Origin of the sequence: Novosphingobium rosa NBRC 15208 (assembly GCF_001598555.1) — a bacterium.
GTDB classification, from domain to species: Bacteria; Pseudomonadota; Alphaproteobacteria; order Sphingomonadales; family Sphingomonadaceae; genus Novosphingobium; species Novosphingobium rosa.
Map to the genome: position 1 here is coordinate 1 of NZ_BCZE01000048.1, position 13,083 is coordinate 13,083.

9 protein-coding genes are annotated in these 13,083 nt (G+C 65.2%); 7 read left to right on the forward strand and 2 right to left on the reverse strand.

What is annotated here, in order from left to right; genetic code table 11:
• From SR3_RS18035 to lepA, 4 genes are all read left to right on the forward strand, one after another.
• On the forward strand, positions 1–459 hold a 459-nt coding region (locus tag SR3_RS18035; protein ID WP_281198733.1), incomplete at its 5' end, for an L-rhamnose/proton symporter RhaT.
• 213 nt (positions 460–672) lie between these two features.
• Positions 673–2,538 (forward strand): diguanylate cyclase, encoded by a 1,866-nt coding sequence (locus SR3_RS18040; protein ID WP_174549162.1) that lies wholly within the window; start codon positions 673–675, stop codon positions 2,536–2,538.
• 63 nt (positions 2,539–2,601) lie between these two features.
• Entirely contained in the window at positions 2,602–3,741 is a 1,140-nt protein-coding gene (locus SR3_RS18045) for an AI-2E family transporter (protein ID WP_068089381.1), read from the forward strand.
• An 85-nt stretch (positions 3,742–3,826) separates the two neighbouring features.
• On the forward strand, positions 3,827–5,629 hold the full coding sequence (gene lepA, locus SR3_RS18050; RefSeq protein WP_068089384.1) for a translation elongation factor 4: 1,803 nt from the start codon (positions 3,827–3,829) through the stop codon (positions 5,627–5,629).
• Between the two features lie 462 nt (positions 5,630–6,091).
• Here the strand turns inward: lepA and hemA are convergent, their stop codons facing one another.
• Together hemA and murI are read right to left on the reverse strand one after the other, a co-directional pair.
• Complete coding sequence (gene hemA, locus SR3_RS18055) at positions 6,092–7,306, reverse strand: 5-aminolevulinate synthase (RefSeq protein ID WP_068089398.1); 1,215 nt, start codon at positions 7,304–7,306, stop codon at positions 6,092–6,094.
• 206 nt (positions 7,307–7,512) lie between these two features.
• Positions 7,513–8,319, reverse strand: coding sequence for a glutamate racemase (murI, locus tag SR3_RS18060; RefSeq protein WP_407668176.1), 807 nt, complete (start codon positions 8,317–8,319; stop codon positions 7,513–7,515).
• A 180-nt stretch (positions 8,320–8,499) separates the two neighbouring features.
• Here murI and plsY point away from each other — a divergent pair, with 180 nt between their 5' ends.
• The 3 genes from plsY (at position 8,500) to topA (ending at position 13,067) form a co-directional block, all read left to right on the forward strand.
• On the forward strand, positions 8,500–9,141 hold the full coding sequence (gene plsY, locus SR3_RS18065; RefSeq protein WP_407668177.1) for a glycerol-3-phosphate 1-O-acyltransferase PlsY: 642 nt from the start codon (positions 8,500–8,502) through the stop codon (positions 9,139–9,141).
• Positions 9,142–10,299 carry a DNA-processing protein DprA gene (gene dprA, locus SR3_RS18070; protein ID WP_068089390.1) on the forward strand — a complete coding sequence of 386 codons (1,158 nt, stop codon included), beginning with the start codon at positions 9,142–9,144 and terminating at the stop codon, positions 10,297–10,299. It begins immediately after the preceding gene.
• 149 nt (positions 10,300–10,448) lie between these two features.
• Complete coding sequence (topA, locus tag SR3_RS18075) at positions 10,449–13,067, forward strand: type I DNA topoisomerase (protein WP_068089392.1); 2,619 nt, start codon at positions 10,449–10,451, stop codon at positions 13,065–13,067.
• Positions 13,068–13,083 lie beyond the last annotated feature (16 nt).

The window sequence follows — 13,083 nt, forward strand, 5'->3', positions numbered from 1 at the left end:
GGGGAGCCGGTGAAGGCGATTGCCGCCGCGCATGGTGCAGGTCCGCTGTGGACCGGCCTGCCGGTGCTGTGTCTGGTGATGTTCGGGGGCCTGCTGACCAATGGCGTGTGGTGCCTGATCCTGACGCGCCGCAATGGCTCGGCTGGCCAGTGGCTGGGGCAGGGCGAGGCGCAGCGCGCTCCGCTGGCGCTCAATTATCTGCTGGCGATGTTTGGCGGCTCCTTGTGGTATTTTCAGTTCTTTTTCTACACCATGGGTGAGAGCAATATGGGGCGCTACGGCTTTTCGAGCTGGGTGCTGCATATGGCCAGCATCATCATTTTCGGCACGCTGTGGGGCTTTGCGCTGAAGGAATGGAAGGGCGCCAGCACGGGCGTGAAGGCCACGGTGGTGGGCGGCATCGTCATCCTGTTGGCCGCGACGGTGACCATCGGCTACGGCAACCGCCTGGGCGGCTGATAACACAGGTGGAGAGACAGAGCGCACCGATGCGGCGCCACCACTCTATCGTCGGAAGACGGCATGGGAGCGCGAGGGGGTAACCCCCTCGCATCTTCCTTCCCCTACTCCCATGCGACAGATCGCCGCAGACGCGCGCTGAATTTGCCGCATATTAACCATTTCGATGGTTTTTTCAGTCATGGCTTAGCCATCTGCCCCTTGCGGCGCTGGATGACGGAGTTCTTCTTGGCTGGATCGCTCTCCCGCCGGATCAAGATTTTGTGCGGCATGGTCTGCGCCGTGCTGGTGCTGTTCGGGGGGCTGCTGCTCGACGAGGCCGCGCGGATGCAGAGCAGTTTGGGCTGGGTCGCGCATTCCGCAGAGGTGCTCAAGACGGCCAATCAGGCGATCGGCCACCTGCGGGCCGCCGAAAGCGCCCAGCGCAGCTATCTGCTCAATCACGAGGTCGAGCAGGCCAGGATCATCGACAGCGAAAGCCAGCAGGCAAGGCGCGCGGCAGGCACGATTGCCTGGCTGACGCTGGACAATCCTTCGCAGAACGCCCGCGCCCAGAATGTGCGCGCGCTGATCGATGACCGCGCCGCCAATCTGCGTGAATCCGCCATGCAGATCCGCCAGCGCGATCCCGCAGAACCAGCGACCAGCGCGCGGGGCCATTTCATCATGCTGCTGGTCGAGGCGCGGCTGGGCGATTTCCTGACCGAAGAGCGCATGCTCTCCAATTCGCGCATGGCGGCGGCCACCTCGCATCTCGATGGCATCCGCTGGCTGGTGCTGGGGGGCGTGCCGGTCACCATGCTGCTGATCGTGCTGATGGGGCTGGTGCTGATCCGCCGCATCCGCCGCCCGGTCGAGGCGATGATGGCGGTGATGAGCCAGTTTGGCGCGGGTGACCGCAGCGCGCGCATCGAGGGCGCGATGCGCTCAGAAGAGTTCGAGCGTCTGGCCTATGGCTACAACGCCATGGCGGATGAGCTGGCCGTAGCGGTGGCCGATCAGAACCACAGCGAGGAGCGGCTGCGCATCGCCAACCTCGAACTCAGCCGGAACAGCGAGGATCTGCGTGAGCGCAGCGAGGTGATCGAGCTGCTGGGCGGCATGGCCCACCGCATGCAGGCCGCGCGCACCGATGAGGAGCTGGCCTCTGTCATCCGCGTCTTCGTGCCGCGCGTGCTGACCGATATGCCGGGCGCGCTCTATGCCCATAACAATTCGCGCAATCTGCTGGTGCCCATCGCGGCATGGGGCGGGCTGGAGGTGGAAAGCAGCGGCTTCGCCCCCGACCAGTGCTGGGCCCTGCGCCGTGGCCAGAGCCATTTCGTGATCGAGCCGGGGTCGGACATCGTCTGCGCCCATGTGCTCAACAATCCGCATGACCAGCCTGACCATTACCATTGCGAGCCCCTGCTGGCGGGCGGAGAGGTGATCGGCGTGCTGTATCTCAAGGGCGTGGTGCAGGCCGAAAACCGCTTCCGCCTGACGGTGCTGACCGAGAACATCGCCTCCGCGCTGGTCAACCATCGCCTGCAGCGCGGGCTGCGCGAACAGACCATCCGCGATCCGCTGACCGGCCTATTCAACCGCCGCTATATGGAGGAAACGCTGGCGCTGGAAGTGGCGCGCGCCTTGCGGTCGAAGAGCGCGCTCAGCCTGGTTATGTGCGATGTCGATCACTTCAAGCGCTACAATGACGAGTTCGGCCATGATGCGGGCGATGCGGTGCTGCAGGCGGTCTCCGCCGAGATGCGCGCGCGGTTCCGCGACGGCGATGTGATCTGCCGCTTCGGCGGCGAGGAGTTCACCATCATCGCGCCGGGCACCGATGCCGCCACGCTGAGCAATCGCGTCAATATGGTGCGTCAGGCGATCAGCGAACTGGCCGTGCATCACGCCGGGCGCACGCTGGGCGCGGTGACCATGTCCTTCGGCATCGCCACATGGGACGAGAGCATGGAGCGCGATGGATCGACGCTGATCACCGCCGCCGATGGCGCGCTCTATCGCGCCAAGCGGGAAGGGCGCAACCGCGTGACCATCGACAAGCGCGCCGAGGCCGAAGAAAGCTCAGCAGCTTAACAGCCGGGGCAGACCGTGCGAACAGGGCTTGGCGCGGCGCCCCCGCAGGTCTAGCCTTGCGCGATGCATGAGGACAATGACAGCTCGCCCCCCGGTACATGGTTTGCGGTGGGCCCGCGCAGCTGGTCACGCGGGCAGGGGATCGCGGTGCTGGTGGCGATCATCCTGCTGGTGCTGGCAGGGGTCTGGACCTTGCGGCCCTTTCTGCCCGCGCTGGGCTGGGGCAGCATCTTCGCCATCTCGCTCTGGCCGCTTTACGAGCGCAGCGTGGAGCGCTGGCCGCGCGGTGAGAAAGTCCTGCTGCCCGCCGGTTTCACCCTGCTGATCCTGCTGGTTTTCGTTATTCCGCTGGTGATGGTGGCGGCCGCTCTGGTGCATGACAGCGTGGCGCTGGCGCAATGGCTGGCCACGGCGCGCGAACAGGGCGTGCCCGCGCCCGATTTCCTGCAGCATCTGCCCTATAGCGACCAGCTGATGAACTGGTGGCAATCGGCGCTGGCCACGCCCGCAGCCATCGACCGGCTGGCACATCACGCCACCGGCCTGCCCATTGGCCGGGGCAGCAAGATCCTGACGGGTCTGGCGCATCGCTTCCTGCTGCTCAGCTTTATGCTGGTGACGCTGTTCTTCCTGCTGCGCGATGGGCAGTATGTGGCGAAATCCGTGCGCATCGGCAGCCGCCGCGCCTTTGGCGAGGCGGGCGAGCGGGTGATCCGGCAGGCGACACAGGCCATTCGCGGCACGGTCAACGGTCTGGTGATCGTCGGCTTTGGCGAGGGGGTGCTGCTGGGGATCACCTATGGCCTGGCCGGGGCGAGCCATGCCGCGCTGCTGGGGCTGGTGACGGGGCTGCTTTCGGCCATTCCCTTTGGCGCCACGGTGGCGCTGATCGCGGCGGTCGCGCTGCTGGCGGCCAGCGGCAGCATTGCCGCGGCGGTGGCCGTGGCGGTGATCGGTGGGGTGGTGGTCTTCGTGGCCGATCACTTCGTGCGCCCTGCCTTTATCGGCGGCTCGACGCGGCTGCCCTTCCTCTGGGTGCTGCTGGGCATTCTGGGGGGTGTTGAGACATGGGGGCTTATCGGGCTGGTGATGGGCCCGGCGGTGATGGCGGTGCTGATGCTGCTGTGGCGCGAATGGGTCGGCGCGGTGAAAGGCCCGCTGAACCCGGAGGCCAACACCGAAACGCCCGTTACAGGCGAGTGACATAAGCCCCACACGCTGCTAACGGCGACTCGATGAACCGGGGGGCTTTGGTCTTCCGGTGCCCGCATTTTATATAAAGACCGCCATGACCGACCTCGCGAAAATCCGCAATTTCTCCATCATCGCCCATATCGACCATGGCAAGTCGACGCTGGCGGACCGGCTGATCCAGTTCACCGGCGGCCTGCAAGCGCGCGAAATGAGCGAGCAGGTGCTCGACAACATGGACATCGAGAAAGAGCGCGGCATCACCATCAAGGCGCAGACCGTGCGCCTGAACTACAAGGCCCATGATGGCGAAACCTATGAGCTGAACCTCATGGACACGCCGGGCCATGTGGACTTCGCCTATGAGGTCAGCCGCTCGCTGGCCGCCTGCGAGGGCGCGCTGCTGGTGGTGGACGCGGCGCAGGGCGTGGAAGCGCAGACGCTGGCCAACGTCTACCAGTCGATCGAGCATGACCACGAGATCGTGCCCGTCATCAACAAGATCGACCTGCCCGCCGCCGAGCCCGAGAAGGTCAAGACCGAGATCGAGGATGTGATCGGGCTCGATGCCTCCGAAGCCGTGCTGGCCTCGGCCAAGGCGGGCATCGGCATCGAGGAAATCCTTGAGGCCGTCGTGAAGAAGATCCCGCCGCCCAAGGGGGATCGCTCCAAGCCGCTGAAGGCCATGCTGGTCGACAGCTGGTACGACCCCTATCTGGGCGTGGTCATTCTGGTGCGCGTGATCGATGGCGTGATCAAGAAGGGCCTGCAGGTCAAGTTCATGGCCGGCGGCACCGATCACCTGATCGACCGCGTCGGCTGCTTCACCCCCAAGCGCGAGGAACTGGCCGAACTGGGCCCGGGCGAGATCGGCTTTATCACGGCCCAGATCAAGGAAGTCGAAACCGCCAAGGTGGGTGACACGATCACCACCCAGAAGGGCGGCGCGACCGAGGCTCTGCCGGGCTATAAGGAAGTGCAGCCGGTGGTGTTCTGCGGGCTGTTCCCCGTCGATGCCGCCGATTTTGAAAAGCTGCGCGAGAGCATCGGCAAGCTGCGTCTGAACGATGCGTCCTTCTCGTTCGAGATGGAATCCTCGGCGGCGCTGGGCTTCGGCTTCCGCTGCGGTTTCCTCGGCCTGCTGCATCTGGAGATCATCCAGGAGCGCCTGAGCCGCGAATACGACCTCGATCTTATCACCACGGCGCCTTCGGTGGTCTATCGCATCACCATGAAGGACGGCTCGGTCAAGGAGATGCACAATCCCTCCGACATGCCCGATCCCGTCAAGATCGAGACCATGGAAGAGCCCTGGATCAAGGCCACCATCTACACGCCCGACGAATATCTGGGCAGCATCCTGAAGCTGTGTCAGGATCGCCGTGGCATCCAGACGGGGCTGACCTATGTGGGCGGGCGCGCTCAGGTGAATTACGAGCTGCCGCTCAACGAGGTGGTGTTCGATTTCTATGACCGCCTGAAGTCGATCTCGCGCGGCTATGCTTCTTTCGACTATGAGCAAATCGGCCTGCGCGAGGGCGATCTGGTGATGATGAACATCCTCGTCAACAACGAGCCGGTCGACGCGCTTTCGATGATCGTCCACCGCTCGCAGGCCGACCCGCGCGGCCGCCAGCTGTGCGAGCGCCTGAAGGATCTGATCCCCCGCCACCTCTTCAAGATCCCCATTCAGGCCGCCATTGGCGCCAAGGTGATCGCGCGCGAGACCATCGCCGCCATGCGCAAGGATGTGACCGCCAAATGCTACGGCGGTGACATCAGCCGCAAGAAGAAGCTGCTCGACAAGCAGAAGGAAGGCAAGAAGCGCATGCGCGAGTATGGCTCCGTGCAGATCCCGCAGGAGGCCTTCATCGCCGCGCTGCGCATGGGCGAGGAATAAGCGCTTACCCGTCCCGAAACGGAACTTTTGCAAGCCTCACGCACTCCATGGCCACACGGTTGAACACATCAACCCAGCCATGGAGGTTCGCGATGCGCTCTGCTATTCTCTGGTTTATCGGCGTGCCTGTCCCGGTCATCCTGCTGCTCGCCCTGTGCACGCATCATCTTTGATGTTTAAGGGAAAAGGGTAGAAGCGAGGGGGTTACCCCCTCGCGCTCCCATTCCGTCTTCCGACGATAGGGCAGTGGCGCCGAATTGGTATGCCCAGGCTCTCCACCTACGCTCGCCAAGGCGCCGCAGGCAATCAGATCCAGATTTGAACGCCAGGTTTGCGCGCGGCACATCCTGCCTGCGGCGCTAAGAACCCGTGCGAACCCGATAGGTTACGCGCAAGGCGGACATTAAAGGGAGCGCGAGGGCGATGGCCCTCGCATCTTCACTTGTCTTGAAAACCCTGAAATCAAGCCGCCAGCTTCAAATCCATCCGGTCCCAGATCTCGACCAGAGCCTTGGTCAGCTCTTCCATCATGGCCTCGGTATGCGCCGGGCCGGGGGTGAAGCGCAGACGCTCGGTGCCGCGCGGCACGGTGGGGAAGTTGATCGGCTGAACGTAGACGCCATATTCGGCGAGCAGGATGTCGCTGATCTTCTTGGCCTTCACCGGATCGCCCACCATCAGCGGCACGATATGGGTGGTGCTGTTCATCACCGGCAGACCGGCATCGCGGAACAGGCTCTTCAGCTTGGCGGCGGCAGCCTGCTGGCCCTCACGCTCGACGCTGGAGGACTTGAGGTGCCGTACGCTGGCCAGCACGCCCGCCACCAGCACCGGCGACAGCGAGGTGGTGAAGATAAAGCCGGGCGCGTAGGAGCGGATCACATCGATGATGCGGGTGTCGGCGGCGATATAGCCGCCCATCACGCCGAAGGCCTTGCCCAACGTGCCCTCGATGATGTCGATGCGGTGAGCGGCATTGTCGCGGTCGGTGATGCCGCCGCCACGCGGCCCGTACATGCCCACGGCATGGACCTCATCGATGTAGGTCAGGGCGTTGTACTTCTCGGCGAGGTCGCAGATCTCGTGGATGGGGGCGATGTCGCCGTCCATCGAATAGACGCTCTCGAAGGCGATCAGCTTGGGCAGGTTGGGATCGGTCTCGGCCAGCAGTTCCTCGAGGTGTTCGAGGTCGTTGTGGCGGAAGACCTTCTTCTCGCAGCCCGAATTGCGGATGCCGGCGATCATGCTGGCATGGTTCAGCTCGTCTGAGAAGATCACGCAGCCGGGCAGGATCTTGGCCAGCGTGGCCAGGGTCGCCTCATTGCTGACATAGCCCGAGGTGAAGAGCAGCGCGCCATCCTTGCCGTGCAGGTCGGCCAGCTCGGCCTCCAGATCGACATGATAGTGCGTGTTGCCGCCGATGTTGCGCGTGCCGCCAGAGCCCGCGCCCACATCGTGCAGCGCTTCCTCCATGGCGGCGATCACCTTGGGGTGCTGGCCCATGGCGAGATAGTCGTTCGAGCACCAGACGGTGATCGGCTTGGGGCCATTGTGCCCGGCAAAGCAGCGGGCGTTGGGATAGGCGCCCTTGTTGCGCAGGATGTCGATGAAGACGCGGTAGCGTCCCTCGGTGTGGAGGCGCTGGATCGCGGAATCGAAAATCTGGTCGTAATTCACGAGTGCATTCATCCTGCTGGCGCCCCTTTTTGTAAGGGCTGCCTCCCTATGCCCCATAGCGGAGCCCCCGTAAAATGACCAGCATCAAAGACACTGATCGAATATCAGGATGACAGGACTTTAGTCCCTTGTCAGTAGGCATTTGGGTCGAATTTGCACAAATGTGCAGGCTGTGTTGCGCAATAAGCAAGCCTGATATGCAGCCCTCAGAACTGCGCGACGCTTTCAAGGCCGCGCAGGCGCAGGGCGGGCGTCAGGGCGTTATCGCCTGCGGAGCCGGTGAAAAGGGCGCTGTCGGCATGGGCGCGGGCGAAGCTCTGGCCTTGCGTCAACGCGGCGATGCGCCGGGCGATGCCTTGGGCGCCATCGATAAAGCGCACGCCGGGGCCGAAGGCCTGGCCCAGTTCCTCGATCAGCAAGGGGAAATGGGTGCAGGCCAGCACCACCGTATCGATCTCCGAGCCGCCGGGCTGGTTGCGCAGGCCGCTCACGGCGCGCTCGATCACCGCCATGTCCACCGGGCGTCCACGCAATTTGGCCTCCGCCGCCGCGACCAGTTCGCCCGCGCCGTGCCGCAGCAGCCGCTTGCCTTGCGCAAATTCGGCCTCCAACTGGTCGACATAGCTCTGGCGGACGGTGGCGGCGGTGCCCAGCAGGCCAATGGTGCCGGTTTGCGTCATGGCGGCGGCGGGCTTGATGGCGGGCACCGTGCCGACGATGGGCACCTCCAGCACCTCGCGCACGCTGGCCAGGGCGATGGTTGAAGCCGTGTTGCAGGCGATGCACACCAGCCGGGGCTTGAGCCGCTCGGTCATCCGGCCCAGCAGGCCCGAGACGCGGGCGGCGATCTGCGCCTCGCTTTTCTCGCCATAGGGCAGGCCCGCCAGATCGGCGGCATAGATCACCGGAGCGTCGGGCAATTGCGCGCGCAGGGCGTCAAGCACCGTCAGCCCGCCCACACCCGAATCGAACAGCAACACCGGGGAAGCGGGATCGATGGCTGGCTGGGTCACGTCGTTTCAGGGCCTTGGGCTGGGGGATCAGGCTGTCGCTTCTAAAAGGCGTCGGCGCAAAAAGCAAAGACAGGGCTTTCCTGTCGGCGCGGGCGGGCGCTAAAAGGGCCGGGCAGGGGAGAGGCGCGCGACGCGCCTGCGCAGCAATGCCTCCCGCTTATGGATCGAGAGGTTTTTCAAGTGAGTGCGACAGGTTTGAGCCCGCTGCTGGGGGCGCTGGTCTTGGGGTATCTGCTGGGATCGGTGCCGTTTGGCCTGATCCTCACGCGGGTGACGGGCGCGGGCGATCTGCGCCAGATCGGTTCGGGCAATATCGGGGCCACCAATGTGTTGCGCACGGGCCGCAAGGGGCTGGCGGCGGCCACGCTGCTGCTGGATATGGCAAAGGGCGTGGTCGCGGTGATGATCGCCCGGGCGCTGTGGGGCGAGGCAGGCACTTTCGCGGGCGACTGGACCGCCGCCCCGCAGCTGGCGGCGGCGGCCGCGATGCTGGGCCATTGTTTCCCGGTGTGGCTGGGCTTTCGCGGCGGCAAGGGCGTGGCGACGGTGCTGGGCGTGGCGCTTGGTCTGGCCTGGCCGGTCGGGCTGGTGAGCGCTCTGGCCTGGGCGGCGGCGGCGCGGCTTTCCAAGATTTCCTCGGTTGGCGGCATGAGCGCGGCTGTCGCTGCGCCGCTCGCCGCTCTGGCGCTGGGCCATATCGCGCTGGTGCCTGTGCTGGCGGCGCTGGCGGTGCTGGTGGTGGCGCGCCATCATGAGAACATCGCCCGGCTGATGCAGGGCGCAGAGCCGCGAGTCGGTTCCTCGCGCAAAACTCAGGACTGAGTGGGCGAGCCCGCTCCCTCCGCGCGCAAGCCGAGCGGGTTGACGCGCGAGGAGGGCGTGGCCCGTATCAGGCTGATCCGCTCCGGCGGCATCGGCCCGGTGAACTATCATCAGTTGCTGGCCCGTTTCGGCTCGGCCAGCGCCGCGCTGGAGGCTTTGCCCGGGCTGGGCAAGGCGGGGTTCAAGCCGTTTTCCGTGAAGGCGGTCGAGGCGGAGATGGCCGCCGTGCGCGCGGCAGGCGGGCGTTACCTGTTCCATGACGGCGCCGATTATCCCGCTCTGCTGGCGTTGGCCGAGGGTACGCCGCCGATCCTGATCGTGCGTGGCGATCCGGCCATGGCGGCGCGGCGCCCGGTGGCGATTGTCGGCGCGCGCAATGCCTCGGCGGGGGCGATGAAGCTGGCGCGCATGCTCGCCCGTGATCTGGCGGGGGAGGGTTGCGCGGTGATCTCAGGTCTGGCGCGGGGCGTGGATGCCGCCGCGCATGAGGGCGCCTTGAGTGCGGAGAACAGCGCGGGAACGGTCGGCGTGATCGCGGGCGGCATCGATATCGCCTATCCGCCCGAACATGCCGCCCTGCAGGAGCGTATCGCCCGGGAAGGCCTGCTGATCAGCGAGATGCCCCCCGGCACCGAGCCCACCCAGCGCCATTTCCCCGCGCGCAACCGCATCATCGCGGGCCTTGCCATGGGGACGGTGGTGGTGGAGGCGGCGCCAAAGTCCGGCTCGCTCATTACCGCAAGGCTGGCGGGGGATTATGGGCGGGCGGTGATGGCGGTGCCGGGCTCTCCGCTCGATCCGCGCGCGCATGGCGGCAATGATCTGATCCGCGAGGGGGCCGTGCTGGTCCAGCGTATCGAGGATATTCTCGAACTGCTGACCGACTTTCAGGGCGCGCCCCGCATGCCTTTGCGCGCGCCGAAGCAGGAGGCTTTGCCGTTGGCGGTTCCGGATGCAGCGCCGATACCACAACCCCCGGCCGGTGACAGCGCTGATGAACGCATCGCCGCGCTGCTGGGCGTGGCGCCCATCGGCGTGGACGATCTGATCCGCCATTGCGGCCTGCCCGCCGGGGTGGTGCAGGCGGCGCTGATCGATATGGAACTGACCGGCAGGATCATCCGCCATGCGGGCGGGCGCGTCAGCCGGGCGGTTTAGGTCTTTGCCTGAGGCTTTTGCTTCGGGCTTTTGCTTCCTATGTCTTGCGATAAGCGCCCTCTTGACGCAGGGAGCGCAGCGAACCACCCTCGTGCGTGTACGTGAGAAAAGCCTTACGACCACGCGAAGAAAGTGTCTGAAACCGCCTTATGCAGCTCGTCATCGTCGAATCCCCGGCCAAGGCCAAGACCATCGAGAAGTATCTCGGCAAGGACTACAAGGTTCTGGCCTCCTATGGTCATATCCGCGATTTGCCGCCCAAGGACGGCTCGGTCCGCCCCGATGAGGGGTTCGAAATGGACTGGGAGCTCTATGGCGACAAACAGAACCGCGTGCGTGAAATCACCGATGCCGCCAAGCAGGCCGACCGTCTGATTCTGGCCACTGACCCTGATCGCGAAGGCGAGGCGATCAGCTGGCATGTGCGCGAGCTGCTGAAAAAGCGCCGCGCCCTGCCCAAGGAGGTCGAGCGGGTCACTTTCAACGCCATCACCAAGGACGCCGTCACCACGGCGATGAAGCATCCGCGTGAGCTGGATCAGGATCTGATCGACGCCTATCTGGCGCGCCGCGCGCTGGATTACCTTTTCGGCTTCACCCTCTCGCCGGTGCTGTGGCGCAAGCTGCCCGGCGCCAAGAGCGCGGGGCGCGTGCAGTCGGTGGCTTTGCGCCTGATCGTTGAGCGTGAGCGCGAGATCGAGAGCTTCAAGCCGCAGGAATATTGGCAGGTCATCGCCAAGCTGCTGCATGACGGCACGCATTTCCCGGCCCGTCTGGTCAAATTCGAAGGCAAGAAGCTTGAAAAGCTCAGCCTCGGCGAGGAAGGCATTGCCAAGCGCGCCAAGGCTGCCGTGGAAGGTGGCGCCTTCTGCGTCGAAGAGGTCGAGACCAAGCCCGCCCGCCGCAATCCCTATCCGCCCTTCACGACCTCCACCCTGCAGCAGGAGGCCGCGCGCAAGCTTGGCTTCTCGGCCATGCACACAATGCGCGTGGCGCAGACGCTGTATGAGGCGGGCGCGATCACCTATATGCGTACCGACGGCGTGCAGATGGACCCCAGCGCCATCGACGCCGCGCGCAAGGAAATCACCGAGCGCTTCTCGGGCCACTTCTGCCCGGAAAAACCGCGTCATTACGAGACCAAGGCCAAGAATGCTCAGGAAGCGCATGAGGCGATCCGCCCCACCGACTTCTCGCGCAACACCTATGGCAGCGGCGATGAGGCGCGCCTTTACGATCTGGTCTGGAAGCGCGCTCTGGCCAGCCAGATGGCCAGCGCTCAGCTGGAGCGCACCACCGTCACCCTGCGCGACGGCACCGGTCAGCACGAATTGCGCGCCACCGGCCAGGTGGTGAAGTTCCCCGGCTTCATGGCCGTCTATGACGAAAGCCGCGACCAGAAGCAGGACAGCGAGGAGGACGAAAGCGGCCTGCTCCCCCTGATGAACAAGGGCGACATGCCGGTGAAGGAGGGCGTGGACGCCACCCAGCACTTCACCCAGCCGCCGCCGCGCTATTCGGAAGCCTCGCTGGTCAAGCGGCTGGAAGAGCTGGGCATCGGTCGCCCCTCGACCTATGCCGCCACGCTTCAGGTGCTGAAGGACCGCGCCTATGTGCGCGCCGAGAAAAACCGTTTCTTCGCAGAGGAAACCGGGCGACTTCTCACGTCCTTTCTGGAACGCTTCTTCTCCCGCTATGTCGGCTATGACTTCACCGCGGGCATGGAAGAGGAGCTGGATGACGTCTCGGGCGGCAGCCGCGAGTGGAAGGCTGTGCTCGAAGCCTTCTGGCGCGATTTCAAGCCCAAGTCCGACGAGGTGATGGAGAAGAAGCCCTCGGAAGTGACCGAGGCGCTGGACGAATTCCTCGCCGATTATCTCTTCCCGCCCAAGGAGGATGGCGGCGATCCGCGCGAATGCCCCGCCTGCCATGCAGGGCGCCTGAGCCTGCGTGGTGGCCGCTATGGCGCCTTCATCGCCTGCTCGAACTACCCCGAGTGCAAGTTCACCCGCAAATTCGCCCAGCCGGGCGGAGCGCAGGATGGCGGCGAGGAAGGCGAGATCGGCAAGCATCCCGACACGGGCCTGCCCATCATGCGCAAGGCTGGCCGCTTCGGCCCCTACATCCAGACCGGCGACGGTGACGACAAGAAGATGGCCAGCATCCCCAAGGACATCGGGGAACTGACGCTGGATTGGGCGGTCAAGCTGCTCAGCCTGCCGCGCACCGTGGGGCCGCATCCCGAGACGGGCGAGCCCATCACCGCCAGCATCGGCCGCTATGGCCCCTATCTGGCCCACAGCGGCAAATACGCCCGCCTGCGCAGCACCACCGAGGTCTTCGATACCGGCATGAACATGGCGGTGACCAAGCTGGCCGAGGCGGCCGCCGGTGGCGGCAACCGCCGCGCCGCCGCCGAGCCGCTGAAGGTCTTCGGCGCGCATCCGGTGAACGGCGGCGAGATCAAGCTGATGGCCGGTCGCTTCGGGCCCTATGTGACCGATGGCACCACCAACGCCACCCTGCCCAAGGCGAAAGACCCGGCAGAGTTGACGCTGGAAGAGGCCGTGGTGCTGCTCGACGAGCGCGCCGCGAAGGGGCCTGCCAAGGGCAAGAAGAAGGCGCCAGCCAAGAAGGCCGCGCCGAAGAAAGCCGCCGCGAAGAAGGCGGATGGTGAGGAGGCTCCGAAAAAGGCTCCCGCCAAGAAGGCAGCGGCCAAGAAGCCTGCGGCTAAGAAGGCTCCGGCCAAGAAAGCGGCAGCGGAGTAAGGGAAAAGGAAAGTGC

Coding starts and splice junctions, on each gene's coding strand:
- SR3_RS18040 (WP_174549162.1), top strand. CDS start 673: ATGACGGAGTTCTTCTTGGCTGGATCGCTCTCCCGCCGGATCAAGATT.
- SR3_RS18045 (WP_068089381.1), top strand. CDS start 2,602: ATGCATGAGGACAATGACAGCTCGCCCCCCGGTACATGGTTTGCGGTG.
- lepA (WP_068089384.1), top strand. CDS start 3,827: ATGACCGACCTCGCGAAAATCCGCAATTTCTCCATCATCGCCCATATC.
- topA (WP_068089392.1), top strand. CDS start 10,449: ATGCAGCTCGTCATCGTCGAATCCCCGGCCAAGGCCAAGACCATCGAG.